Genomic DNA, 26,585 nt, shown 5'->3' with positions numbered 1-26,585 from the left:
GTTGACCTGTTCCAGGATGAATGACGCAAGTAACGCGATGGACGTTACCGTGTAATTTCATCGATGCAGCAGGTTTTTTTGTACGAACAGAAAGCAGATTGATATGTGCTGGGGTGAATAACGTGAAGATAGCCGATTTGCATGTAGATGTAATTTGTAAAATGCTTGAATATCCAGATGCCAAGTGGGGAAAATCTCAGCCTGAGGGGCTGTTCGATGTTACTCCTGAGCGTTTAAGGGAGAGCGGTGTGGAGCTGCAGGTGTTTGCGATTTATTTGCCAGACACTATTCCGAGTAATCCTGAATCTATTTTCCGCGCGGCGGAGCTTTTTTGGAGTGAGGTTCTGTCGGTTCGCGGGATGAAGCTGATTCGCAGGGGCGAGGACATTCAGCATGCACTGGAAGCCGGGAAAATAGGTGCTCTGCTTTCCCTCGAAGGTGTCGATGGACTGCAAGGGAATCTATGGGCGTTACATCTCTTATATCGTTTGGGTTTGCGATTGTTAGGCCCCACATGGAATCACGCCAATTGGGCATGTGATGGCGCATTAGAGCCTAGAGGAGCTGGCTTCACGAAGGCGGGAAAACAGCTAGTTACAGAATGTGAATCTTTGGGCATCCTAATAGATGTGTCACATTTATCTGATAGGGGCTTCTGGGATGTGGCCGAGCTTGCTACAAGGCCCTTTTTTGCTTCGCACTCTAATGCACGTACAATCAAGGATAACCCTCGTAATCTAACGGATGCTCAAATTCAGACGATTATAGCGGCTCAAGGCATTATTGGGCTAACCTTTGTGCCTTGGTTCGTCTCTTCGCCGGAGCCTGCAAAGATTGATGATTTTATACGTCATGTCGAGCATGTGTGTGAGCTTGGAGGAGCGGATCATATTGCGTTCGGCTCTGACTTCGACGGAATATCGAGACATGTTCAAGGGCTGGAGCACCCGGGCAAATACCCTGATTTGATAGAGGAGCTATTAAAGCATTATTCAGAAGATAGGGTAGAAGGATTTATGAGCGGGAATGCAATCCGTTATTTTACAAAAAATCTCCCTAAGTGAACCTTTATGTTTGTACCCATCTCGGAATGGCATTGATCTGATCGCAAAGAACTATACTTCGTTTACACGAATATATCTTGCAATTTATTCAGCTAAAACATAATATTTATTAGGGTAATAAAAATATAATATAGGGTTATTCTGTCGAAAATCGACGAACCGGAGATTAAGAGGAGATGGGCACTGTGATCAGTCAACTGTCATGGAAAATTGGCGGCCAGCAGGGGGAGGGCGTAGAAAGTACGGATCGTATTTTTTCTACTGCATTGAACCGTCTGGGCTACTACCTGTATGGGTACCGACATTTTTCCTCGCGGATTAAGGGCGGACACACGAATAACAAAATCCGCATCAGCACGAATCCGATTCGAGCGATTTCCGATGATCTGGACATTCTAGTTGCTTTTGACCAGGAAAGTATTGATCTGAACGCAGGTGAGCTTCGTCCGGGTGGTGTTGTTGTCGCTGATGCGAAATTTTCCCCGACGATCCCTGAAGGTGTGCAAGCACGACTTTTCGCAGTACCTATTACGGCAATTGCAGAAGAGCTTGGCACTTCCCTCATGAAAAATATGGTTGCTTCCGGCGCTTCCTGGGGGCTGCTTGGTTTACCGATGGAAGTATTTAATACCGCAGTAGAAGAAGAGTTCGGACGCAAAGGTCCGGCAATAGTAGAGAAGAACATAGAGGCTGTTCGTCGAGGCGCTGAATTTGTTCTTGAGCAAGCAGGTGGCCCGTTAGACGAATTCAAGCTTGAGGATGCAGACGGAAAGCAGAAGCTGTTCATGATTGGCAATGAAGCGATGGCACTTGGTTGCGTTGCTGCAGGCTGCCGATTAATGGCCGCTTATCCGATTACTCCTGCCTCAGAAATTATGGAATACTTAATTAAGAAGCTTCCCAAGTTCGGCGGAACAGTCGTTCAGACGGAGGATGAAATCGCGGCGGTCACAATGGCCATCGGCGCTAACTATGCAGGTGTTCGTACGATGACGGCATCGGCTGGTCCAGGGCTTTCTCTAATGATGGAGGCAATTGGACTATCTGGTATGACGGAAACACCACTTGTTATCGTTGATACGCAGCGCGGCGGTCCATCTACGGGTTTGCCTACTAAACAAGAACAATCAGACATCAATGCGCTTATCTACGGTACGCACGGCGAAATTCCGAAGTTAGTAGTTGCGCCGAGCACGATCGAAGAATGCTTTTACGATATGATAGAGGGCTTTAACATCTCGGAACAATACCAAATCCCTGTCATTATTGCGACAGATTTGCAATTATCCCTTGGAAAGCAAACATCGGAGGCTCTTGATTACGATAAGATTGTCATTAATCGTGGCAAGCTGCTGACGGGCGAATTACCAGCTAACGAGGATAATCGTTTGTTCAAGCGTTACGAGCTGACGGAGGATGGAATATCTCCTCGTGTCATTCCAGGCATGAAGAATGGCATCCATCACGTAACGGGAGTTGAGCACGACCAAGAGGGCAGACCTTCTGAGAATGCGCTTAATCGCGAGAAAATGATGGACAAACGCTTAGGAAAAATCAGCGAGCTTCGTGTTACTAACGCGATTAAAGCGGATGCCCCGAACGAGAATCCAGATCTTCTTATTATTGCGATGGGTTCCACAGGGGGTACGATTGAAGAAGCTCGTATCCGCTTGACAGCTGACGGCATAGCGACGAATCAGATTATGGTTAGGCAAATGCACCCTTTTCCAAGTGAATTGCTGGAGCCGTATCTTAATGCTGCTAAACAGGTTGTAGTGTTAGAAAACAATGCAACTGGTCAGCTATCTAACTTAATTAAGCAGAACATCGGGTATCACGATAAAATCCGTAATCTACTTAAATATGATGGAACTCCATTCCTGCCTTCGGAAATTCACAAAGCCTGTAAGGAGCTGAACTAGATGGCAACTTTTAAAGAGTTTCGTAATAATGTTAAGCCGAACTGGTGCCCGGGCTGTGGTGATTTTTCCGTGCAGGCGGCAATTCAACGTGCAGCGGCTAACATAGGCTTGGAGCCTGAGCAGCTAGCTGTTATTTCGGGAATAGGCTGCTCTGGTCGGATCTCTGGTTATATTAACGCATATGGATTACATGGTATTCATGGACGTTCACTTCCTATCGCGCAAGGCGTAAAGCTTGCTAACCGTGAGCTTACCGTAATCGCTTCTGGCGGTGACGGAGATGGCTTTGCAATAGGAATGGGTCATACCGTTCATGCGATTCGTCGTAACCTTGACGTCACATACATTGTAATGGACAACCAAATTTATGGATTGACTAAAGGACAGACTTCCCCGCGCAGTGCGGAAGGCTTCAAAACAAAGTCAACTCCGGAAGGGTCCATCGAATCGACTTTGTCTCCACTAGAAATTGCGTTGTCAGCCGGTGCGACATTCGTAGCGCAATCGTTCTCTAGCGACTTGAAGCAGCTTACGGCGCTCATTGAAGCAGGGCTGCAGCACAAAGGCTTCTCGCTTATCAACGTATTTAGCCCTTGTGTTACTTTTAACAAGGTGAATACGTATGACTGGTTTAAGAGTAATATCGTTAACCTAGAGCAATTCCCAGATTATGATCCATCGAACCGAATCGCTGCGATGACTAAGATCATGGAAACGAACGGGATGATTACGGGTCTGATCTACCAGAACAAGGAACGTAAAGCTTACGATGAGTTAATTGTTGGGTTCAAAGAAGAGGGACTTGTGAAGCAGGATTTACAGCTGTCCCGTGAAGACTTTGACAAACTGTTGACGGAATTCAAATAAGTAACGTTAATAAGAGGCGCACGGGTTTGTCCCGTGCGTCTCTTGCGTTATACTAAAGGGAGGAAAGTAAAGGAAAGGTTGGGTTGCTCATGTCTACATCTTCATCTTCGCTCTTGTCTGAGAGTAAGAAAGTACCCGTCGGCGTATCGGCTCGTCACATTCATCTTGCACAGGAGCATGTGGAAATCTTATTCGGAGCGGGAGCAGTGTTAACGGAATTCAAACCGCTGTCACAGCCAGGTCAGTTCGCCGCTAATGAAACAGTTGCTATTTTCGGACCGAAAGGTTCTTTTCCTAAAGTTCGTATTCTTGGCCCTGCACGTAAAGCGACTCAGCTAGAAGTGTCTCGGACGGATGCTTTCTCTTTAGGACTTAAACCGCCCTTGCGTGAGTCTGGCAGCATTGAAGGCACCCCGGGTATACGCATCGTCGGACCTGCTGGGGAAGTTACGGTAGACAAAGGGGTTATCGTCGCTGCACGTCATATCCACTTCCATACGTCGGATGCTGAGCGTTGGGGTATAGCTGATAAGCAATTGCTGAAGGTTCGTGTTGGTGGTGAGCGCGGCATTGTATTCGAGCAAGTATTAGCACGTGTCTCCGATGAGTTCGCTCTAGATATGCACATTGACACAGACGAAGGAAATGCGGCTGCAGTCAACACAGGGGACTTTGGCGAGATTATGGAATAGGGATAAAGTGTTTAAGGGAAAATATCTGAAATGAAGAAGCCAAAACATAGTGTTTGGCTTTTTCTTTTTTTGCAGCTGCTCAAATTAAAGAAGAGCAGTTCTTTATCAAAGTGAAGACATAGAGATCTCCTTTTTTCTCTATTCATTTCCAATATGTTTGTGTACAGTAAGCGGTCTGAATATAACCCATGCTTACTTCGTTAAATTCTGCTGACAGTCCCCTGATTGATCAATGGATTAGTCATGAGGAATGTGGTATAATTTTTCATTGATACTTTTAAAAATATAGATAATTGCATATTGCCAATGAAGATAAAGGGTGTGAAATACTTTGACGAAGGAGACTGAGAATTCACCAGACTTAAAATCTGGCAAGGGTTCAGACAAGGACTATTCCAAGTACTTCGACTTCTCTGATGCGAAATTGTTGAGCGAAGAGGATGGGAAGACAACTTACAGAATAAAAGGCCGTAATGTCCAAATTAATTCTGCCCCTAATTATAGAGATGAGAAAAAGCGGGGCAAAGAAGAAATTCAAGTCCACTATGAGAATGCCGTAACGGACGAGCTAAAGAACCTCGGAATAGGGAAGAAGTATTTGATCTATACGTACGGCTGCCAGATGAATGAGCACGATACGGAAGTGATGCGCGGTTTATTCGAAGATATGGGTTACGTGTCTACGGATGATCGCATGGAAGCTGATGTCATCTTGTTCAACACTTGTGCAGTAAGAGAAAATGCAGAGGATAAAGTGTTCGGCGAGCTTGGGCATATGAAGGTGCTTAAGCAGCAGCGTCCGGAGCTTATACTTGGTGTTTGTGGGTGTATGTCGCAGGAGGCTTCTGTCGTCAATCGGATTATGCAGAAGCACGCTCATGTAGATATTATTTTCGGAACGCATAACATCCATCGTCTTCCGTATTTATTGCAGGACGCTCATTTCGGTAAAGAAATGGTCATCGAGGTGTGGTCCAAGGAAGGCGACATCATTGAAAATTTACCTAAGAAACGTAACGAAGGATTGCGTGCTTGGGTGAATATCATGTATGGCTGTGATAAATTTTGCACCTATTGCATTGTTCCTTATACGCGTGGTAAAGAAAGAAGCCGTATGCCTGAGGATGTTATTGCAGAGGTTCGTGATCTGGCGCGCCAAGGCTTCAAGGAAATTACGCTGCTCGGACAGAACGTCAATGCATATGGCAAGGATTTCGTGGATAGAAGCTATCGTTTCGGCGATCTCATGGATGACATCCATAAAGTTGACATTCCGCGTATTCGGTTCACAACCTCTCATCCTCGAGATTTCGATGATCGCTTAATTGAAGTGCTTGCGAAAGGCGGCAATATGATGGAGCATATCCATCTGCCCGTACAATCAGGAAGCACAGAAATTCTGAAGCGGATGAGTCGGAAGTATTCGCGAGAATTGTATTTGGAGCTAACTAACCGTATCCGGAAGGCTATCCCGAACGCTGTGTTAACGACAGATATTATCGTTGGTTTCCCAGGAGAGACTGAGGAGCAGTTTGAAGAGACGATGACGCTAATGCGCGAGGCTCAAATTACTTCTGCGTATACGTACATTTACTCACCGAGGGAAGGTACGCCGGCGTTCGATATGGCTGATGATGTGCCTCTAGAGCAGAAGCAGAAGCGGCTAGCTCGCTTGAATGCTCTGATTGGAGAGCTATCGCTAGCTTATCATCAGGGTCTTATTGGACAAACCTTCGAGGTGCTAGTAGAAGGCGAGAGTAAGAATAACGCGAATGTCCTCTCTGGGCGGTCGCGCTCGAATAAGCTGATTCATTTTGAAGGGCCCAAGGATTGGATTGGCAAGTTCATTCAAGTGCGGGTAACGGCTGCTCAAACCTGGTACGTGAAGGCGGAAGCAATAAGTGAGCCTGCGCTGGCTAGCCAAGCAGTATAAACGGATTACGAGAACAAATCGAGCAGGAGGAAAATAAAATGTCTGCAGAAGCACATGATCACAATCATAACCACGGGGACGGCTGCTCAGTACCAGTATTCGATAATCGGGAGCTGATTGTTCGTGAGGATATATTAGCACGCGCTAAGGAATTGGCTCATCTTATTACGACTACGGAAGAAGTAGATTTGTATCAACGCTCGGAGAAGCTTATTCAAGGTCACGAGAAGGTTCAGGGACTTATTACTACCATTAAGAAAAAGCAAAAGGAACTGGTAGCCTTCGAAAAGACGTTCAAAAACCAAACCATGGTTGATAAAATTGGGGCGGAGATTGATCTTATCCAAGATGAATTGGACAATATTCCGATTGTACAGCAGTTCCAGCAAAGCCAAGAAGATGTGAACTACTTGCTTCAATCAATTGTTTCCATCATTCGTGATTCAGTTGCGGAGAAGCTCGACGTGGAAGCAGCGACTCCTGCTGAAGCTCCGGAAGAGTGCGACTAAGATCATAATAAAGAGAAAGGACCACGCTGGTTGCGTGGTCCTTTCTCTACTTAAGCCCATCCTTGGTTGGTGTATGAGGAGCAAGGCTTAAGGTTGAGTTTCTCTGGTCGAATTGTAAGGAATAGGAGTGATTCGCTCTCAGCCTCCACTTTTGAAACCAATAGGAAGAAAGCCGGAGCCTATCATCCGACAAATTGGCAGGGACTATCAAACGAGTACGAACAACGTTTCGACCTTGACGAACTTTAATAAGAGCACCTTGGCGCTCAGGTATCCCCAGTCTGGAGAGCAGCTCATAGCCTACAGACAGTGCGCTGGGGCTTAATGTATTCGGTGTAATGACCGCAACAGTCTCGCTGAGCGGTGAAGGACTAATGGTGAGTGTCTGATCGTTAGCATTATATTCGAGAGTATATCTGCGAAGCGCGTATAGCTTAAATCGACGTGCTAATGTGTAATTCATTTCCATGAAGTCTGCGAAGCATTCCCGTCCTTCCAGGAATTCAACCTGAATTGCTTGCTTGAGTCCACCGCGTTTAAGGTAAATCTGCCTATTGCGGGGAATGGCATTAAGCTCTGAAGCAGGATCCGAGTAATTGAGGGTGAGCACGACGGTATGGATGGGCAGCTTGGCGATAAATAGGTCTAGCCTTCCGCTAGCCATAGAAATGAGACACACTCCTTTAAGGCAGTAAATCAGCGCCATATAATGACTTAATAAGAGCAGCTGATGAGCATTTTGTTAATATTGAAGGGACCCTATTACCTTATGCAACGAGCATAAAGCACGTTTGTACCATCGTCCTGAAAAAGAAAAAAGGACTCCCGTAAGTGACGGGAATCCAGTAAAATGAATATTATTTCTTGCTTTTGCTAGGGCGTATAGTGGGAAGTACAGGCTTCAGAGAGAGAATAACGAGAGTGGCAACAACTGTCTTAATGGAATCACCTGGAAGGTAAGGGTAAAATCCTGCTCTTAAGGCTCCTGTTACTGTATCATATTTAGCGCTATTTACGACATGTGCGAGCCAAGGAACACCCGTAACGAATGGCAGCAAGCCACCAAAAGCGAAGACACTCAATAACAATAGTAGCTGTTGCACGCGATTGAGCTTCTTGCGCTGTGCGAAGATTCGATCGCTTGCCCAGCCGATAAGAAATGCGGATATCGGAAACATCCATATGAAGCCGCCGGTTGGTCCGGTTATTTGAGCTATTCCGCCTGATCCGTTCATGAGCGGAAGACCGATTGCCGTCAAAGCGACGACGATGAATATACTCCAAAATCCATAAGTAGCGCCCAGTAATCCGCCTGCAAGCATGATGGTGAAAGTTTGCAGAGAAATCGGGACGGGTGTAAAGCCTATGTTGATCTTGATAAAGCTTCCTGCAATGAATAGTGCGCCGAATAGGGCGGTGAACACAATTCCCTTGATCCATTGGTTGGCCGGTGTTGCTGTTCGAGCAGATGGTACAGTTGATGGGTTGGACATTGTCAAAAAGCCTCCTGAATGTTAACCTATGTTTATGATTTTGGTTAACAATTGAGATTGTAGCACGAGATCGACAGATTGAAAAGAGGGATTTTGAAAAATGAAGCGACAAGCAGCGGATGATCTGGTCCTGAGCGATGTATCTATATATAGTCACAACGAGCTCGGCGAGTCTTCCATTCGCCTTGAAGAGGTCAATATAACGATAGTAGCGGGCGAATGGATAAATGTTGTTGGCGTTAATGGCAGCGGGAAATCCACGCTGGCCAGAATCGTTGCGGGGCTTCATCCAGAGGGTATCACTGGAGAGATCCGACGTGGATTTGCCGGAGATAGAGGTGGACCCATTGTACTTCAGCAGCCGAGAGCTCAATTGTTCGGAGAAACACCCCGGGAGGAAGTATTGTTTGCCCTGGAATGGCGTGGCATTGCGTCTGAATTAATTATGCAGCAGGCAGAGGAAGCATTAAGGAGAGCTGGTCTGATTGAATTTGCAGATGAGCCTTGGGAAAGATTATCTGGAGGACAGCAGCAGATGGCGGCAATTGCAGCCTCGACAGCTTGCGAAACACAGCTACTCGTTCTAGATGAAGTTACTTCTATGCTAGACGAATTCAATCGGAATGCTGTTCTGCGTATGGCACAGGATTTACATAGCAAGGGAACGGCGATTGTATGGGTTACACAGCGATTAGATGAATTGGCACCTGATTCGCGCGTCGTGGCGCTCGGGGAGGGTCGAATTATTTTCGACGGGGATGTTCAGGAATTTCTGTATGGGGAAGAGGACGAGCTATCTCCACTATCCCCTTGCCTCAGGGTGGGGTTAAGACTTCCTTATCTAGCGGCGATGGCGCTGGAGTTAAGGCGGCTAGGAAAGCTCAGTAATCCGTTGCCGGTGACGGCGGAGCAGTGGCGAAAGGTGTTGGGGAACGGTGGGAGCAGGGAAGCGGATAACACAACGAGATAATAATGATAAGCAAGCTTTGCCGCTTCTCGTGAACGGGATCGCCTGGCGTTTGGGAGAAGGGGATGAGCATCAAGACCCGGCTGTGCCATTAGAGCTAGCTCCAGGTAAGATTACATTGCTCATGGGACCTAATGGAGCGGGAAAAACGACATTGTTAGAAAAACTTGCTGGACTTAGGTCTCCTGAGGGCTTGCAGATTAGCTATGGCTTGGAGCCGTTATGGCGGGTAAATCGATTCGGAAAACTACGATTAAATGAAAACGCGCTTCGTCAATATAGCTATGCTTGTCAGTCGCCGGAGGAAGGTTTATTCGCGCGTAGCATCAGGGAGGAATTGGTCTATTCTCTTAAGCCATATTCCATCTTGGAGAATGAACGTGAGGAGCTAATAGATTCCGCGTTGGCAGCGGTTGGTTGGGATTCATCGTGGTTGAGCCGAGATCCTTATCTCATGAGTGGAGGGGAAAGGCGTAGATCGGCGCTAGCTTCAGTATTCGTGACGCCTGCCTCTTGGTTTCTATTGGATGAGCCAACGTCAGGACTAGACGGCGCAGGACATGAGACGGTTGCAAGACAGCTACTAAAAATGAAAACGAGCGGGTCCGGTATTCTACTTGTGTCGCATGACTCTGACTGGGCTTTGCCTTTGGCTGATTGTGCCTTGTTGCTTAGTGCGGATGGGTCAGTAAGAATGTGCACCCCGGAGCAGCTGCTGATGCATCCTGAATGGCTGGCAGAGACAGGAATGCAAATTCCGGAATGGCTAGAGCTGGCTCATTTATTATGGCGAAGTGGAGTAGCTTCAGACAAAGTGTGGAATCCTGTGGAGGCTGCTGCCGAGCAGAAAGTTTTGGGGCATCCTGCAGAAGCGGTAGCCGAGCAGATTAAGGTAAGGGATTCAGAAAACACATCCTCATTGCAATCGGATATTTATCTTCCGTATTCCCGTTCAGTGGAGTTGGAAAAAAGAAAACGAAGTGTTAGCAAGGTTAAGGCGCATCGATTGATTGGATTTGATCCTAGATCTGTGTGGCTTGCTTATGTTATTTTATCGACTGGATTATTCTTTCTTAAGGATTGGATTTCTATTCTAGTAGGTGCGATTGTTGTAATCGGACTTTTGATAGTGGGGAGAATATCGCTGTTACGTTGGCGTGGCCTAATTATTAATTACGCGGTATTCTCAATTGTAACATCGACTATTTTTGCTTGGGGAGCGAGCGGTAATAGTGGAAGCATTATCGAATGGGGAGCGTTCACGGGCACCTTGTTTACTTTTACACGGACTATGCTCATTCTACTGTTGGGCTTAGCCATTCCGCTGGTAATGACGCCTTTATCTCTGAGAAGATCCTTGGAACAAATGATTTCGTTTAAGGGAACAACATTAGGCTGGGCGCAGAGCTTTATATTGACGGTTACACTAATAATGCGTTTCGTTCCGGTTTTACTTGGCTTGTGGGGGCGTTTTGTCCGGATATTCCTTGCGCGGGGCAAATCAATAGCACGAAACCCATTGGCTATAGGCAAAAGGATTCGCGATGTATCTCTTCCTTTTCTATTGGCTTTGTTTCGACTTGGAGATGAAGTGGCGCTTGCGCTGGAAAGCCGGGGAGTCGGCTATGGTGTGATACCGACTCGCGCTATCCGATTAAAGTGGAGGAAGCAGGACTATGGACTTGTAGCTATGTCCCTGGCTCTAGCAATTGGTTTGTGGCTGTTTACTAAGCGTAATTTATAAGGGAGCGTAAACATGGGAATCTAGCTAGGTGAATGTATCTAAGTGAATCTAGTTAACTAAATCTATCTCAGCACCTTAGGAATCGAGCTCTTTGTTTGTAGAAAGGAAGGCTGCGATTAAACCTAAGACTGAACCGAACAGGAAGCCAATCTTTAATCCGCCGAACGAGTTCAAAGCCCCAGCTATATAAGGACCAAGGAACATCCCCATGGAATAGACGGCTTGGTACAATCCCATTGCTGTAGCTCTCTCGGTTGGAGCAAAGTTTCTAATAGCCAGGCTTAGTAAAAGTGGGAAATAAAGCGCTTGGGCGGCACCATTAAAAATTTGAGTAACGGCAAGCCAGTATAGATTCGGGCTGAAAGGGATAGCAGCTGTAAAAATAGTAGCAGCTATAAATCCAATGATCATGATTTTGCGAGTTCCGAAACGAGGAGCTAGATAACGTCCAGTCCATAGCGAAACTAAGGCGTGAGGAACCATGAAAGCAATGACGATTCCGGTTAGCTGAGCTCCCTTAGCTCCTAGCTCTGTTGCTTGAAGCGGGGTAAAGCCAAACATCGTTATGAACAAAATTCCATGCGCGAATAAGGAAAGGATCGATACTTTCCATAGCATGGATGAGCGAAGAACACGTTTGAGCACTGTTTTTTGTCGGGAAACGGGTGGGGCTTGGGTGTTCGTTACTAGATTCTCCGCACTTGGTTTGCTTGCTTGAGAGAGCGTCACGGATTTCGGCTCATAAATAAACGAAGCTACAATTGTTCCGACAGCGGCAATTCCAATCCCACATAGGAAAGCATAATTCCACCCTCCAAGAGAGGAAAGCCAGCCGCTTGCGCTCATGCCAGCCAGTTGACCGAATATGGTCAGGAAGCTTAAGGTACCCATCGCTTGGTGGGTTTGGTTGGTCGGATAGTACGAGGCATACAGCACCGTGAATGGCACCCAAGTAGCCGCACATAAGCCTGCCATGAGACGTCCCGCGAGCGGTCCTCCCCAAGTTCCAGGAAACATAAAGAAAATACAGCTAATAAGTCCGGCTATCATGCCTGCAATGAGAAAAGGCTTACGCCGGGACATGACGTCGGAATACATTCCAAGTGGCAAACGAGTGATAACTTGAGTTAGACCATAGCTGCCAAGAATGAAACCGATCCAGCCCATGGATAGGCCTCGGTCTTGTAAATAAGGGCTTAATATTGGTACATAGATATAAAGTGTAGACCAGTACAGTATCGTGGCAGCTGCGAAAATGAGGTGCCTACGGCTGAACGGATGCACGCTTTCCTGTGTTTGAAGTAACTCAGATGTATGCTGCATGTGATTGGGAAGACCTCCAGGTCGACTGTGGAATGTTGTTGAAGCTACGTTCTTTTCACTCTACCGGATGGAGTAGAAATTGGGAAGAAGATTTGCTCCTATTTTTTGAAAAATTAAATGATTTATCGCCAATTTGCTTGCTTATTAGTAGGAAACTTTTTCCTCGGCAAGATCGTTAATATAGATAAATACTTTTCAGCAAATGAGGGAGAACACTTGGTCAGGGACAAGAAATAAGCAAAAAACGACTAATAAGGCTTGATATACCAGATGAATATCAGTACATGGATGATGAATTAATTGATATATTAAAGACTAGAGTATCGGAGTACATTGAAGTTCCTGATCTCGATGATGAGATTAGTAGGGGGAAATGAGAGTAAGCCTCCGCGAAAGGCAGGGTAATCCCATGAAAAGGTTAATCTTGGTTGCCCTATGTGCGGCATTGATGATGCTGGCAACGGGATGCGAGGGATGGTTTAATTCTTTTCCAAAAGATACGGTTATGAAGAAGAAAATAACTAAAGAACACCAAACGAATGAAGTAGAGTACGAGGGTGTTCTTTCTCAGGATAGTGTGAAGACTCTCAGTCTGAATGCGGTCAATAAATATTATAACGAGAATTTGAAAATGGACGAGCTGCAATTTGAGCTGATGTCTATCGATCAGAATAAGCTTAAGGAATTATTGCAGGAGGCTCATTACGTTACTCCAAAGCAACAATTAAATCCGCAGCTTAGCTTTGATTACAAAACTGAGCTGGATCATATTCCGGGTGGTCTTTATTATGTGACCCTGACCTCGTCTACTGATCTCAAAAGTATTTACGATATTGTTCTGAATGCTAGAGACGGCGATGTTATGAAAATCTCCAAAACAGTAGCAGCGCGCGTCCTACCAAGTGCTGTGGGTGAGAAACGGGAGAAGGTTTTTGACGTTGCGGATCGTTTTGTTGAGGAGAAGGGGAGCTATCCGTTAGACGAGCTGACTTTTGAACCGACAATGATCAACTGGGGCAGCAGTGTAGTGGAAATGTATTATACAAGCAAGGATAGAAAATCTATTAAATACTGTGTAATGATCAATGCGAGCTCAAATGAAATTATCGGCTTCAGTAAAGATGTAATGGCACTACTCAGCTACTCGAAGCGGTAAGCTATTCTAGTCATTTTTACAACTTCTATATAAGTCTATCTCATTTTTTATATATTCTCGTACTATAATGATAGAGTATCATAGAGAGATGTTAATAATCGATGCAGGGAGGCGAGTCTCAGCATGAACGGGAATAACAATACACCTTTTCAAAAACGTAAAACAGCTTACATGCTAGGAATCGTTGTATTAGCGGGAGTGGTTCTATCCGCATATGGACTTTCTTCTTCTCGTACTTCTGCCAATATTATTGTGCCTACGAAAAAAACAGTAGCTCTAGTGAACAAGGTCGAGGGTAAGGCATTAAATCAGCCTGTATCAGAGCGTCACAAAGTGGTCATTGATGCAGGACATGGAGGCAAGGACCCTGGGGCGGAAGGGGTTAGTGGTAGTCTGGAGCGTGATTACACACTGGCTATATCACAAAAAGTATTCGATCTGCTTCAGCAGGACCCCGAGTTCGAACCGTATATGACACGGAGGGATGACACCTTCGTAGAGCTAGTCGATCGTGCGAGAATAGCAAATGATCTCAATGCGGATACCTTTATTTCAATTCACGGAAACACCTACACAGATCCTAAAATTTCTGGAACAGAAACATATTATTATGACGAAGGAAGCATTCCGCTCGCAGCCGAGGTGCACAAGCAGCTTGTTAAGGCAACCGGATTTAATGATAGAGGGGTAAAAAAGGAAGGCTGGCAGGTGCTTAAGCAAAACAACAATCCCTCAATTTTGCTTGAGGTAGGGTTCCTCACCAACCCGAGCGAGGAAGCATCCATGCTAAGCGAGCAACAGAAGGATAAAGTGGCTGCGGCTATTGTTAAAGGGATTCAGTCTTATTTTTCTATGAAAATTGATTAGTAGAAGGATAAGGTATCTAACGGTGCCAAAGTGTCAATAGATGTCTTGGAATCAAATCCTCGTGGCTTAAATTTTTGGAGAAAGTTTGGATTTGAGCCATCCTATACACACATGAAGCTGTCGAAGTGAGAATAATATTCTACTCAAACCCATCATTCTTGGTGGGTTTTTTCATGGTGTGGCAAAAAATCTTTTGTGTATGATGTCGTGATCGGCTAACGAAGGTTTCTACCAGGAATGGGAAGATCGTCAATTACCGTTACAATGGAGAAAAATCACTTTTGGGTGAAAAGAATGGTAAAAATGTATACAATGGTATGTAACTGGGAAATGGAATTTATTCGCTTGGTAAAGGGCTCTCTGAAATTCCTAATTTACTATAATAATAATTTCAGCAGAAATTGAGTCGTTTTTACTTACTACTGATAATATTGATTTGAGACCCTTTATAGGTTTTTACAGTTTAAAATAAAGTATGTCGTTCACTCCATGTGGTTTTCTTTTTTGGTTAGCTTGGATGACCCTGCTAGATAATAATAATCAGTGGAATATTTATAAAACGATAACGGGAGGTCCAAATTTGATACTGATTATATTGTTTGTTTACTCCATATATTTTATTGGATTATGTTATTTTGTTTATGATTTGTTTTCTTTAGTAAATTCGGATATCTGGGAGAATATTATTGATAAAAATTCAATAATCTATCATCCACTATTTAAAGTTGTTATTTTCTCCGAGCTTACATTCAGTATATTATCTATTATTTTTATATTAGGTATTTCAGTATTTTTAATTCGAAAAAAGAAAAAAGTTCGAACAGCATTTATTTATTTTCACCTTGGCACTCTTTTTTTTATTTTTATTGACCTCATTTTATCTAGTTTTGTTCCTTATTTAGCAATTGAGCTTAAAACAAATTTTCAAGGATGGATTACTGAAAATGTTTTAAAATTAGTTTTTTCAATAAGTATGGTTATATTTTTTGTGCGATCTACTCGAATTAAAGAAATATTCTCAAAGTAAAAAGAGGGGTGTTATTAATCGTAAAATATTTAATAATTGCTATAGGTTGTTTTCACTTATTCTTTCCTGTTACTGCAATTAAATGGGGATCTTGGTGCTATAGATTTATGGGTGTTAATCATATTATTTGGGAGGATGAAGGAGGAAATAATATAAACAAAGGTAGTATTAAGAAATACAGGTATATTGGAGCAGTCATAATAATAATAGGAATACTTTTAGGAGTAAGATATTAATTTTTCTTAGCTATGGAAATAGGTTAAAGGGCATTGACATGAAAATCCAAATGCTGAGTTTACGTATGAACGGGATGTCCAATTAATATCAACAGACAAATTAAAAAGTAGGATGTGACGACTTGAGTGATTCCTTTCTCAAAGAAATAGAAGAAAGATTGTCAGGCTGGGAAGCTTCTGGAACAAAAAAGATAGCAAACGGGGCAAAGCTGATTTGCCCCGTCCCGAGTGTGGCACCCGAAGCTTGGCTGCACACTCAATTCGGTGCATTAAATCTTGAACAACTAAACGACCTTCAAAATCAATTGGATGTTACGATCCCTAGCGTGTATCGAGAGTTTCTCATGTGGTCAAACGGATTAAACCTGTTCTCTTTTTCATTAAGGCTAATGGGGTTAAGGTTCTCATATTCGAGAAGTGGTGATGAGGCGAGACAGCCTTTTGATATCATAGCACTGAATGATGATCGCCCGATGAATGCACCGAAGGAATGGTTTTACTTTGGAAGCTATGAATGGGACGGCACCAAAGTATTCATTGATTTGTCCGAGGGTCTAGATACCACTAGTGTCTATTACTGTGAAAGGAGAACAACTAAAATTTTGAATCGTTGGCCCGACTTTAAAAAGTGGTTGATTGATGAGAATGACAGGCTTAGTGCTTTATATGACTATAACGGTATATGCATTAATGACTCGGTACCAACAACACCTTAATTCGGTAACTTCGTCGAATCCCGATTAATTAATCATCGGTATTCGTATCTTGAGGAGGAGAAAACAATATTGAAAATACCGGAATCATTTCGAAAACAACGGGAACAATGTGAGATTGACAGCTTTTCTTTTGGTCTATGTAACATCATTATTTTTAGAATTGAGCAATTGGAAGCTGCACAAGTTGGTTATGCAGAGACGAAACACGGCGATGCGCTTTATGGTAAGGAGAAAGGGGATTGGCAAAATGAATGGAAAGTAATTGGATATGAAGATTTATGCGGCGATCCTATATTTATTGATGGTTCTTCGGATCAATTTCCTGTATATACAGCAAGTCATGGGGAAGGGACATGGAGCCATGTTCCAATAGCTTCTTCGTTTGCGAACTTTGTGGAGATTTTAAAATTGTTAGAGCAGAACGCAAAAAATTATTCGGATGGAGTATTTAAAGCAATTTTGAATGAGAACCCCGATATTGATATTAATTTTTGGAGATCGATCTTAGACTGATTTAGCATTCTCATTTTATATGGGTAAGCGTTTGCTTCCACAAGGAACAAATCAAAGACAGGGCTACCGCCGGCAACACAACCGTTATTGATCGATGCTCAGCCGTCAGTGCCAACGGATTCCGCACCTTTGAGGGGTACCCGGGCAAATAAAATAAGCTTGATAAATGGTTTGAACCACATGTGAGTGTAACTCCTTGTGGCTTTTATTGTGCGGCGTGTCGAGAGGGACGCATTATCTAGTTGTGAGAGTCCAATCGAAGGAGAAGCGTATCGACAAAAGTCCCCGTCAGAGACAGGGTGAGCAATGCTCCAGGCCGTAAAATCAAGTGAATCCTGCCGCGTCGTCAAAAAGGCTCGCAAGACAAAATAGAGGAAGTCGAGTCCCGTGCACATAGACGAAACCGTGGAAACTGTGAAGAACTCGCATGAATGGTATGTCCAGTTAACAAGGGTCTAGTTGGATTAACTTAAATTCAAGGGATGGATACATCAACTTTTGACGATATGAAAAAATATAACATTAAATGAGGGTTGAAATATTTGTTACAAGCAAACATTATTGTTGAAGTCTCCGACAAAGATGATGCAATCTCAGTATTATTTGATTTGTTTGATTTTTTTGATAGTGACAACGTAGAAGTTGTGAAAGTGGAACAGTATTGGAAGGAGAATCAATTGTATAAAGTGCTTGTAAATTTTAATATCGAGCAAGTTTTAACAAAGGAAATCGCTGACAAGTTCTTAAGTGCAATAGGTAATAAATGGGTATGGAATCACGGCGGTTATGAAGCGCATGCAAGCTCAGAGGTTGAAGGTACAAAATTTAAGAATCAACGAGTTAGATTTATCAATATTTGGTTTGAAGATTTGCAAAAAACGTGAATATACTTTCATTAGAAACCCCACGTAATCCCCAAAACATAACCATAGTGACAGGAGGGCACGTCGTGAATACAGGAACGTTATCTGAAATGCCCTAAGAACAGAAATAGGAGTGATAAACATAGATATCGAAACTAAATGTTTTAATATGAACAATAGACTCGTTTCAATTGCATTTGTAGACCAAAGAAGTATCGGGATAGAGAATTCTGTATTTCTTGAGACTCAAATAAATATTTATGGAGACAGTAAGTCACTTTATATTTTAGGTGCTTTATTCAATCTTATTCAAAAAGAAAAGAGCATTATCGTCTATCTTCAAAGATCATCAAATAAGGCATCAGATATTGTTCTTTTTCATGGAACAAGTAATCCAATTACTTATAGTGACTGTGTCAATTTAAGAAAAAAAGCATACAAGGTGAAAACAAACAAGAAGTATTCACTAGAGATCAATGAAGAAACGAAGGCTGATAAATTATACGAATCTTGGAAGTTTAAAGATCTGTATTCTATAAGGTCTAATGGACAATTAATACTTATGAGTTGTAACTTATTAGGACTTAGACTTGCCGAACTAATATGCAAATCATTAATAGATACCAATGACGGACATACCCATTTTGATGATATGTCAACAAAGGAAAGTCTTGAACTTATAATAAGGAATAAGGACACTGATATGATATTTCAATGAGGGTACTTCACGAGTTTGGGTAGGCTTATTAATGAGGATACGTATGAGGGGCAGATTACGAATCCACTGAGTTTGAACCAGTATACTTATGTGCATAATAATCCGTTGAGATATGTTGATCCTAGTGGGCATGATCGAGCAGAAATTGCATTAATGCTCAAGCATGCCGGGGAGTTTGAAAAGGATTTAAAGAAAACCTTCGGTGGCATATACAAGAATGATACGAACCAATATACATATTTGTATAATATGGCTGCTGGGAAAAATGGAGTTAACGAGGGTCAGCAGAAGTGGGCAAGGGTTCAATTGCTAAATGCGCTGGATGCTGGACAAGCAAAATATAGTCAAGTAGTAGAAGTAGCGTCAACATTCATAGATTTTTCATCTGGTTTAGGTGCTTCAAAAGGTGTTAAAATTGTGGGCAAGATACTGAACCTTTGCAATTGTTTTACGGCAGGCACCAAGGTTCAGACAGACGAAGGGGAGAAACCTATCGAGGAAATTGAGATAGGGGATAAAGTTCTTGCTAAGTCTGACGAGACTGGAGAAGTGGCGTATAAAGAGGTCTTGGGGCTGTTCCAAAAACAAGCTGACGAAATCTACTATATCCATATCGGTGATGAAATCATTGAGGTTACTGGTGAGCATCCGTTTTGGTTGGACGGCAAAGGATGGACCTTCGTTAAAGACCTGAAAGTTGGCGACTTGCTTGTTACGAGCAGCGGATCTACACTGGTAATAGACAAGATTGAGAAAGCGCCGCGCGAAGCAACGGTTTATAACTTTGAGGTAGCGGATTTCCATTCTTACTTTGTTTCTAACCTTGGAGTTTGGGTTCATAATTGTGCTGTTAATAGACTTTTAAACAATATGCCTGAATTTATTGGTTCTAATAGAGAAAAATTGTTATCTGCTGTTAAAAGTGTAGATCTCAGAGGATTCATAAATGAACTTTATAGACCTGGTGCAAAAGTTGGAGATGGCGGAACTGCTGCTATTCTTACAAAGGAGTTTTACGAGGGTTCTTTAACTCATCTACAAAAAGCTCAGGATCAGTTAAGGGGGTTAAATAACCTAGCGAAATCCGGGAAACTTAGCCTTAATGATTTAGATATACTTGATGCTTTAGCAGATGATTTAGAAAAGGCAATAAGACTGTTTAAATAGAGGAGTTGGTGGATATGAGTAAAAAATCGGAAGAATTCTTTAGAATAATGTTAGATTTCTTACCGTCGGCTGAAGATGAGTATAGAGAATCAATCGAGTATTACGGTGAGGTGCTAGAAACTATCATAATTGAGAGAGTATTCATGCCGAAAATAATTAAATTATTGAGCGAGGAAAAAAACATCAATTTGCTAGAAAGTATCTTTAAATATTTTGAGGAAGTATCTACTGATAAAGATGTTCACTTAAAGAGCATTTTTTCAACTACGGTGTTGGAAGTACTCGGAAATGACAGATTGATTTTAGGGACTGCACAGAAGTACATGGGAACCAAAACGATACGACTTCAAATAGAAGCTGATAGAGCATTAGGTAGAATATAGTCAGCAAAGACTTATAAAATATTCATTGACCTTGAGGGCGGCAATCCTCAAGGTTTTTCTTTAGCCCCACCCAGTGCCGAATGAAACGGGCGGCTGATTGTTAGAGTTCAAATAGCCACATGGAACCGTAACAGCTCCATGTGGCTCTCTTGTGCGCTTGGCAGCGCAATCGACTAAGGGGTGAAAGTCTCCAGTACACCGCGAGGTGGCGGAAGTACATAGCAGACGCATAGTGCGTAGTCCGTGAGGATAGGTGCGGAGGATGCGAAGGCAAAGCCCGGAACAGGCGGCATACCATGTTGGCTGACGAAGTCGGATAACCCTGCAAGAGACGGGAAGGTCCAATACCACCAAAGGCTTCGGAAGTTAGGAGGACTGGATTCGGGGGAAAGTCGGTTGACGTGACCCAAGAAGGTCTCATCGTTCCCGCAGACAGCGGTAAACTCTTGCTAAGATCGTGACGATCAAGGCAAGAACTACGAGTGGTGAGAAGTCAGACGTAGGGATAGTAGTGATGAAACTTGCCGGAAAGGCCGCAAAGGCAAGTGAATCGGCACAAAGATGTCGATGCAAGCACCGACTCAAAAGGCGGAGACTTGCGTGAAGCCCGAAACCGTGGAAGATGAGGGATTGAGGAGAGCCATGTGCCAGACAGGAGCCGGGGAGCTAGGATGTGCGTAGAACCGGGGAACGAACATAAGGAGAAGCCGTCTGGGGCGAGTACCGACAGTAAAGCGGAGATTGCCAGTGGCTACAAACCGCTAAGCTGAAAGGGAAGGAGAACGAGCATGGGGGAACAAGGACAAGAAAATCGCTCACGTGAAGGAGTAAAGAATCAGGCAGAACGAAAGTGGTACAGCCTAATTGACAAGATCTGGGCAAAACCAAACCTGGAGGAAGCGTTCAGAGAGGTCAAACGGAACCGTGGAGCGGCAGGGATCGATCAGGTGACCATTAAGGCATTTGAATCGAAGTTGGAACACCATCTAGAAGTGCTTCAACAAGCGTTAAGAAGTAAAACTTACCGGGCTAAGCCGGTAAAGCGCGTATATATCCCGAAAGCAGATGGAACGCAAAGACCGTTGGGCATTCCTACCGTGGGAGATCGAGTCGTGCAAGCCGCGGCAAGAAGAATATTGGAGCCGATTTATGAAGCACATTTCATAGACTGCAGTTACGGCTTCCGTCCTAAGAGAAGCGCACACATGGCACTGGAAAAGATCCGGAGAGATCTAAACGACGGATATCGGTATGTCATTGATGCGGAGCTTAAATCGTATTTTGATACTATACCTCATGAGAAATTGCTAGGGATGGTAAGAGAAACGGTTGTGGACGGTAGTGTGCTGAGTTTACTGGAAAGCTTTCTAAAAGCAGGGATACTAGAAAGCGGCAGTTATCACCTGAACGACCAAAGGACACCGCAAGGCGGAGTCATCAGTCCTTTGTTAGCGAACATCTACCTCCACCCTCTGGATAAGACGATGACCGAGCGAGGTCATCGGATAACGAGATATGCGGATGACTTTGTCATTTGTTGCAGGAGCCAAAAGGGTGCTGAACGCGTGTTAAAGTCTGTGATTCAGTTACTGGAAAGAGAAATGGGACTGAAAGTACACCCGGAGAAAACGAAAATCGTGAACAGCAAGAGGGAGACATTTGTATTCCTAGGGCATGCTTTTAAACCGGGAAAACGAATGGTTCCATCCAAGAAAGCGGAAACGAAATTCAAGGAACGGGTGAAGACGATTACGCGAAGGAACCAGACGGTGAGTGTGCAAAGACTGGTCAAGAAAGTGTTGAACCCTTACTTACGAGGATGGGGAAGGTATTATGGAACAGGTGATATAGGGAGCCGATTCCGGGAATGGGATGCATGGATAAGAAGAAGACTTCGAGCCGTACAGTTACGAAGCTGGAAGAAGCTGAGGAAGCTCCATAGGGAGATGCGAAGACGAGGATGGGACAACAAAGAGTTGCCCGGATTGCGCATGACAGCATGGAGGAGTTCCCATTCCACGTATGCCCAGTATGCTATGCCGAATAAATGGTTTAAAGAAATCGGTCTAAGTAGTCTGCTTGATATTTACAGAGAACTTCATCCCCAAAGGGGATAATCACTGGAGGAGCCGGATGCGTCGACCCGCTTGTCCGGATCTGTGAGAGGCCCATGCAATTGCGCATGGGCCTACTCGATTGGTAACCTCCCGCGAAACATTCGATAATAGCGTATACGGGGGTGCGATTTCACGAGGAGCGGGGTAATCTACGAAGAGGGTCTCACTTGTGTTTGGCAGTATCTACTGCTACTAAAATCTCTTTCGCTACCCGGAGAACCGTAAGTATCTCGTTGGTGTTTCGCTCCACGAGAAGCGAGTTAAGCGCGTCGAGAGCTACCGTTCTATCCGTCCTTTGCTCATTAACATCTAATGCATGAAACTGGAAAACCTCCAGCGGCACCACGTTGAGCGCGTCGATGATTTTCTCTAACGTTTCGAGTGAGATATTCCGGTCAGCGTGTTTAATACCGGAGATATAGCTGTAATGGATGCTCGCCTTTTCAGCAAGCGCTTCCTGCGTAAGTCCCTTTTCTTTCCTCAATGAGCGAATCCGCTCCCCTACTTGCTTTAAGAAGTCTGATGACATAATTGAATTGAATCTGTAAGTAATCGAAATGAATTATTTTTCCTTCGCAGAGAAGGTGGAGAAGTGCCCCAACTCTAAATACACATAGCCCGAGTAAGATAGTGAGAGCGGTTAACTAATAAGCGAATTTTGATCCGCAACTACCAAGACATATATAGCGATAGTTATCGTGAGAAAACGATCTGGTAACGTGCCAGTTGGCATAGAACAGGTAAGGTTCGTTCAGGCAAGCCACCTTTCGATTTCATAGCGACAATCGGCGATACAAACAACGACTATAGAAGGAAGGTAAAGAAGATGAATGATTTCTGGTTGACTAAGAATAACAAAGCTACTAATACTTACATGGACGAGGTTGCCAAAGAGAGCAACTTTACGGACATTACTTGGGATTTACCCTTTTGCCGCATAAACATTTATCGGTGCTATGGGGAGAGCGATATGAGTATGATGTTTTATACCAATACTGGATAGATAAATGATATAATTGGTGGTAACTGGAAAAAATTTTCCATCATTAATTATAAGAATGAAGCGTTAGTTATAGTTAATTTCGTCTATGCTACAAGCAGTTGGCTAAGGGATGATAGTATTGACCAAGCAAAGAAATAAATAGACAACATTAATGGACCAGTTGTAACCACCACAATCAGTGTTTTTGATCCTAATCCATATGCTCCAGGATGGGTCTCAGGTTTTACTGTAGCTGATGCCAGAAAAAAATAGGTAATAGAAGGTGAATCATGGATAAAGGAAAAAAAAGTATTATTGTAAATAATGTTATATTTCTCATTCTTTTGTTTGTTTCTTGTACAATGGTATTTAATGATATTGGAAGTATGCTAATGAGTATTTATTATTCTAAAGACACAATTCAAGATTTGAACTTTTCATATCATGATATAACCGTTTACACAGCTAGTGAGACGTATCATTTAGGTCTAAACATCCCACTAATAATTGTTGGTGTCGGCATTGTTAATAATCTTCTATATTTATTAGTTTATTACCTGAAGAAGTAAACTTCACTAGTCATGTGTTATAGGAATAAAGTTTTATAATCGTAGTACGGCCTTTCAACCACATGCGGGTGTAACAACTCTATGTGGTTTTCTTTATAGTCCTTGTTCCTTGAAGTCTGCCGAGAAAATTCTAAGCATGGTGCAAGAAGACGGTAATACGAAACAGGATTCTGATAGAGACTATATTATTCAAGTCATATTAGACGTATCCGAAACTGTAAGTTGCCATCATTTTTTATCCGAAGTGAACGGTTTATAAACTAGGATACGTATGGAGAGAGTAGTTTAGATTAATTACAATTAATATTTTTTGAGATGAGAAGACAGTGCATCATTTGTTTGGGATAATTCTAAGGGGGCTGTGAGGGAAAATGAAAAAATTGGTTATTAGTGTGGTCGTAATTACTATATTGTTTCTTACTTCTTGCAACGGATATTACGGAGATAAGGGACCACTAGTCGAAACAACTAGACAGGTCATTAGTAAATACAAAGAAAAAGATGAGTATTATATTGAAGTGACCAGTAAATCCAGGAAAAATGAACATATAAAAATTGATAAACTAGATTGGGAAAAAATTATAATCGGTAATTATTGTACTTTCATTGTTAGGGATGGCCATATTTCTGGAATTAAAAAAACACAATAGTGTTTAGCTAAGAGAATTTTTCCACAAATTTATATGACTGAAGTGTAACGGTGCGTACAAAGCTAATCCTATTGTTCAAAAGTCCTATGAATGTGACAAAATGCAAGATGGGCAGTTGACAATGTTATGGCGTAAATGGGGAAGCCGGAGGGAGTATCGGTGTTGTAGGAGAACTTCCATAGTACGATACCGAAGGTAATATTATTTCAGACAACAATTAACGCAGCACCTAGTTAACCGTTGCGCTATCAAGAATTATCATTTAGGAGGGAAATAAATGGGTGACAGAATTCTTTTCTCATGTTTTGCGTTTGTCATTCTAATTATACCAGGGCTAATTGGGGTATTTAATCCTGAGTTATCTTATAGAATGACTGCAACTAATACCCAAAAGAAAAAACCATCAAAGTCAGCAATAAAAAGATACAAGTTCAGTAGTTATGTATCTATTGTAATAGGAGTAATATTCATTTTATTAGTTCTCCTGGTTTTACAAAAGTGGGAAATTAAGATCGACGTTAAACAAAGAAAAATCAAATGGGAATCGTGGCATTATAATTGGGGCACTTCTACTAGTTCAACAAGTGTCAAAATGTTCTAAAGGTTCTTTTAGAATTAAGCGGGGTGAGTAAGCTGCTGAGGCTGTTAAAGAAACTTTATTTGAAACATACAATTTATTGCCCGAACTGTGAGAACGAGTTGTATTTTGATGCTACTTCCGCTGAAATAGATTGTTTGAAATGTAAGAATGTGTCATGTTTGTCGTATTTTAGTAAGAACAAGGGTGGAAGGGATTTACAAGAACAAAGGTCGTATTCTACCGTGCTCAGTGAATTAGAAAAAAGGGGCCTTACCGATTGGCCTGGCATTGCAACAAGTATTGCTTACAAACCAAGATTATTCAAATTAATTGAGCGCTTGGTGTTTAGAAATTAAGAAGGCAGTACCTTTAGACTTCAAAGTAAATTTAGAAATCAAACTTTGCATGAACTGTATGACAGGCATTCTGTGCGCAAATAGCAGACTAAACGAGGGTCTACTACGAGTATTACATAACAGGTAAGTAGGATGATATAATTGGTTGTAACTGGAAACTTAGTTGTCTTTTTTTTATCCCTAGTCAACACTTTAATACCTATAAAAGCAGATTCAATTATTCCGGGTGGTGAGTCACAATAAATAAATTTAGCACCACAAAAATAAATAACCTGATCATAGGCAATACACTATCCTGTGAACTTTCAAGCTCCCATGAGGAAACACGTTCATTTTTGACAGTGAGCGCAGTGGGAAGTAATCTTTATATTAACACCTCTAATCCTACTACTATGGTTTTTTGGTTAAGGAAATATGAAGTCCCTGATGAATATATAGAAAATGATTGGGATGTTTCAGATGATGAGCTCACCAACTCCATTCATGTTATAGGAATTGTTGGGATCGAAGCTTTAGAAGAAATCGTAAGTAAGTATTTGAACGATATTGTTTTGCTTGATGTTGATTGGAAATGTGATAATCCGTTATAGTGAGCGAGAACTTGTAAGATAGTAAAACCGATATAGACTGTGAAGGGACTTAAATAATGATAACCATCTCATGCACAAAGAAGCTTTTTGAAGTTAGCTCTTTTATTGAAGAACAAAATGATGAGTCAATTGATGAATTGTTTAAGTGGCATGCAAATATATTCCGTCTGGAGAGAAAGAATAATTTGATTGTTATTAATAATAAAACCAGATATGGCTTTATTTTATTTGGCGTAAAGAAAGAACATTTTAAGAGATTTAATGAGATATTTATTAATTCACTTGTGGAGAACTTAAGAGCGGAGGGAGTAGAGGATTCTATAATTAGTAAGTACGTGAGCAGGATAGATCATATAAAGTTTGCCAAGACGAATGATAGAAGTGTCATAGGTTCAATGGTTGATGTGGTCAAAATGACTGAAATTATAGTGGGAAAATTTTTACCAATCAAAGAGATGAATATCGTCGAACTTAATAAAAATAATAACAAATGTCCAGTTGTAAAGCTGAATATATTTCCAAATGATTACATGAAAGAGACTCTGAATAACTATTTTGGTCCAGCTGATTTGAAAGGATGA

At 42.5% G+C, this 26,585-nt stretch carries 26 protein-coding genes and 1 pseudogene; 23 read left to right on the top strand and 4 right to left on the bottom strand.

The genetic code is table 11. The features are described 5' to 3' along the window. Positions 1 to 20: 20 nt before the first annotated feature. The 6 genes from KCTCHS21_RS18365 (at position 21) to KCTCHS21_RS18340 (ending at position 6,987) form a co-directional block, all read left to right on the top strand. Positions 21 to 1,064, top strand: a complete 1,044-nt coding sequence (locus KCTCHS21_RS18365) for a dipeptidase (protein WP_130611531.1) — start codon at positions 21 to 23, stop codon at positions 1,062 to 1,064. A 185-nt stretch (positions 1,065 to 1,249) separates the two neighbouring features. Next, entirely contained in the window at positions 1,250 to 2,986 is a 1,737-nt protein-coding gene (locus KCTCHS21_RS18360) for a 2-oxoacid:acceptor oxidoreductase subunit alpha (RefSeq protein WP_130611528.1), read from the top strand. After that, entirely contained in the window at positions 2,987 to 3,853 is an 867-nt protein-coding gene (locus KCTCHS21_RS18355; RefSeq protein ID WP_130611525.1) for a 2-oxoacid:ferredoxin oxidoreductase subunit beta, read from the top strand. It abuts the gene before it with no gap. 89 nt (positions 3,854 to 3,942) lie between these two features. Next, positions 3,943 to 4,545: a phosphate propanoyltransferase gene (gene pduL / locus KCTCHS21_RS18350; protein ID WP_130611522.1), complete on the top strand. Its 603-nt coding sequence runs from the start codon at positions 3,943 to 3,945 to the stop codon at positions 4,543 to 4,545. 331 nt (positions 4,546 to 4,876) lie between these two features. Beyond that, entirely contained in the window at positions 4,877 to 6,478 is a 1,602-nt protein-coding gene (gene miaB / locus KCTCHS21_RS18345; protein ID WP_130611519.1) for a tRNA (N6-isopentenyl adenosine(37)-C2)-methylthiotransferase MiaB, read from the top strand. A 38-nt stretch (positions 6,479 to 6,516) separates the two neighbouring features. Next, a complete protein-coding gene (locus tag KCTCHS21_RS18340) occupies positions 6,517 to 6,987 on the top strand; it encodes a YlbF/YmcA family competence regulator (RefSeq protein ID WP_130611516.1) in 471 nt (156 codons plus the stop codon). 46 nt (positions 6,988 to 7,033) lie between these two features. On the opposite strand, the gene KCTCHS21_RS18335 is transcribed toward KCTCHS21_RS18340, so the two are convergent. Together KCTCHS21_RS18335 and KCTCHS21_RS18330 are read right to left on the bottom strand one after the other, a co-directional pair. After that, positions 7,034 to 7,651: a hypothetical protein gene (locus KCTCHS21_RS18335; RefSeq protein WP_130611513.1), complete on the bottom strand. Its 618-nt coding sequence runs from the start codon at positions 7,649 to 7,651 to the stop codon at positions 7,034 to 7,036. Between the two features lie 193 nt (positions 7,652 to 7,844). Beyond that, positions 7,845 to 8,480 (bottom strand): biotin transporter BioY, encoded by a 636-nt coding sequence (locus KCTCHS21_RS18330; protein ID WP_130611510.1) that lies wholly within the window; start codon positions 8,478 to 8,480, stop codon positions 7,845 to 7,847. Between the two features lie 100 nt (positions 8,481 to 8,580). On the opposite strand from KCTCHS21_RS18330, the gene KCTCHS21_RS18325 reads away from it, so the two are divergent. Then, entirely contained in the window at positions 8,581 to 9,450 is an 870-nt protein-coding gene (locus KCTCHS21_RS18325) for an energy-coupling factor ABC transporter ATP-binding protein (RefSeq protein ID WP_130611507.1), read from the top strand. Beyond that, on the top strand, positions 9,416 to 11,191 hold the full coding sequence (locus tag KCTCHS21_RS18320) for an ATP-binding cassette domain-containing protein (protein ID WP_130611504.1): 1,776 nt from the start codon (positions 9,416 to 9,418) through the stop codon (positions 11,189 to 11,191). The genes KCTCHS21_RS18325 and KCTCHS21_RS18320 overlap by 35 nt, the downstream gene beginning before the upstream one ends. Positions 11,192 to 11,266: 75 nt before the next feature. On the opposite strand, the gene KCTCHS21_RS18315 is transcribed toward KCTCHS21_RS18320, so the two are convergent. Further along, a complete protein-coding gene (locus KCTCHS21_RS18315; protein ID WP_130611501.1) occupies positions 11,267 to 12,514 on the bottom strand; it encodes an MFS transporter in 1,248 nt (415 codons plus the stop codon). 409 nt (positions 12,515 to 12,923) lie between these two features. Between KCTCHS21_RS18315 and KCTCHS21_RS18310 the strand changes: the two genes are divergently transcribed. The 10 genes and pseudogenes from KCTCHS21_RS18310 to ltrA all read left to right on the top strand — a co-directional run bounded on the left by KCTCHS21_RS18310 (position 12,924) and on the right by ltrA (position 22,277). Continuing rightward, positions 12,924 to 13,670 carry a hypothetical protein gene (locus tag KCTCHS21_RS18310; protein ID WP_130611498.1) on the top strand — a complete coding sequence of 249 codons (747 nt, stop codon included), beginning with the start codon at positions 12,924 to 12,926 and terminating at the stop codon, positions 13,668 to 13,670. Positions 13,671 to 13,793: 123 nt separating this feature from the next. Further along, positions 13,794 to 14,537 carry an N-acetylmuramoyl-L-alanine amidase family protein gene (locus KCTCHS21_RS18305; protein ID WP_130611495.1) on the top strand — a complete coding sequence of 248 codons (744 nt, stop codon included), beginning with the start codon at positions 13,794 to 13,796 and terminating at the stop codon, positions 14,535 to 14,537. 580 nt (positions 14,538 to 15,117) lie between these two features. Further along, on the top strand, positions 15,118 to 15,564 hold the full coding sequence (locus tag KCTCHS21_RS18300; protein WP_157994072.1) for a DUF2569 family protein: 447 nt from the start codon (positions 15,118 to 15,120) through the stop codon (positions 15,562 to 15,564). A 358-nt stretch (positions 15,565 to 15,922) separates the two neighbouring features. Next, complete coding sequence (locus tag KCTCHS21_RS18295; protein ID WP_130611488.1) at positions 15,923 to 16,516, top strand: SMI1/KNR4 family protein; 594 nt, start codon at positions 15,923 to 15,925, stop codon at positions 16,514 to 16,516. 69 nt (positions 16,517 to 16,585) lie between these two features. After that, positions 16,586 to 17,029 (top strand): hypothetical protein, encoded by a 444-nt coding sequence (locus KCTCHS21_RS18290; RefSeq protein ID WP_130611485.1) that lies wholly within the window; start codon positions 16,586 to 16,588, stop codon positions 17,027 to 17,029. A 542-nt stretch (positions 17,030 to 17,571) separates the two neighbouring features. Further along, positions 17,572 to 17,913, top strand: a complete 342-nt coding sequence (locus tag KCTCHS21_RS18285; RefSeq protein WP_130611482.1) for a hypothetical protein — start codon at positions 17,572 to 17,574, stop codon at positions 17,911 to 17,913. Positions 17,914 to 18,025: 112 nt separating this feature from the next. Then, the gene (locus KCTCHS21_RS18280; RefSeq protein WP_130611479.1) at positions 18,026 to 18,610 is read left to right on the top strand and encodes a hypothetical protein; all 585 of its coding nucleotides are present in this window, start codon (positions 18,026 to 18,028) and stop codon (positions 18,608 to 18,610) included. Between the two features lie 9 nt (positions 18,611 to 18,619). Then, positions 18,620 to 19,777: pseudogene (locus tag KCTCHS21_RS31745) on the top strand (polymorphic toxin-type HINT domain-containing protein); the annotation flags it as partial. A gap of 14 nt (positions 19,778 to 19,791) precedes the next feature. Then, on the top strand, positions 19,792 to 20,160 hold the full coding sequence (locus KCTCHS21_RS18265) for a DUF7674 family protein (RefSeq protein WP_130611476.1): 369 nt from the start codon (positions 19,792 to 19,794) through the stop codon (positions 20,158 to 20,160). A gap of 788 nt (positions 20,161 to 20,948) precedes the next feature. Then, the gene (ltrA, locus tag KCTCHS21_RS18260; protein ID WP_130611473.1) at positions 20,949 to 22,277 is read left to right on the top strand and encodes a group II intron reverse transcriptase/maturase; all 1,329 of its coding nucleotides are present in this window, start codon (positions 20,949 to 20,951) and stop codon (positions 22,275 to 22,277) included. A 163-nt stretch (positions 22,278 to 22,440) separates the two neighbouring features. Here ltrA and KCTCHS21_RS18255 read toward each other — a convergent pair whose 3' ends face one another. Then, the gene (locus KCTCHS21_RS18255; RefSeq protein WP_232057878.1) at positions 22,441 to 22,761 is read right to left on the bottom strand and encodes a helix-turn-helix domain-containing protein; all 321 of its coding nucleotides are present in this window, start codon (positions 22,759 to 22,761) and stop codon (positions 22,441 to 22,443) included. Positions 22,762 to 23,103: 342 nt separating this feature from the next. On the opposite strand from KCTCHS21_RS18255, the gene KCTCHS21_RS31495 reads away from it, so the two are divergent. The 5 genes from KCTCHS21_RS31495 (at position 23,104) to KCTCHS21_RS18230 (ending at position 26,585) form a co-directional block, all read left to right on the top strand. Then, the gene (locus KCTCHS21_RS31495; protein ID WP_179952622.1) at positions 23,104 to 23,280 is read left to right on the top strand and encodes a hypothetical protein; all 177 of its coding nucleotides are present in this window, start codon (positions 23,104 to 23,106) and stop codon (positions 23,278 to 23,280) included. Between the two features lie 919 nt (positions 23,281 to 24,199). Then, positions 24,200 to 24,478 (top strand): hypothetical protein, encoded by a 279-nt coding sequence (locus tag KCTCHS21_RS18245; protein WP_130611467.1) that lies wholly within the window; start codon positions 24,200 to 24,202, stop codon positions 24,476 to 24,478. Positions 24,479 to 24,755: 277 nt separating this feature from the next. Next, on the top strand, positions 24,756 to 25,079 hold the full coding sequence (locus KCTCHS21_RS18240; RefSeq protein WP_130611464.1) for a DUF6199 family natural product biosynthesis protein: 324 nt from the start codon (positions 24,756 to 24,758) through the stop codon (positions 25,077 to 25,079). Between the two features lie 727 nt (positions 25,080 to 25,806). After that, the gene (locus KCTCHS21_RS18235) at positions 25,807 to 26,004 is read left to right on the top strand and encodes a hypothetical protein (protein WP_130611461.1); all 198 of its coding nucleotides are present in this window, start codon (positions 25,807 to 25,809) and stop codon (positions 26,002 to 26,004) included. A gap of 56 nt (positions 26,005 to 26,060) precedes the next feature. Beyond that, positions 26,061 to 26,585, top strand: a complete 525-nt coding sequence (locus KCTCHS21_RS18230; RefSeq protein ID WP_130611459.1) for a DUF6933 domain-containing protein — start codon at positions 26,061 to 26,063, stop codon at positions 26,583 to 26,585.

It is taken from the genome of Cohnella abietis (genome assembly GCF_004295585.1).
Taxonomy (GTDB): domain Bacteria; phylum Bacillota; class Bacilli; order Paenibacillales; family Paenibacillaceae; genus Cohnella; species Cohnella abietis.
The sequence above is the reverse complement of the archived record's forward strand: the minus strand, read 5'-3'. Positions and strand labels throughout refer to the sequence as shown.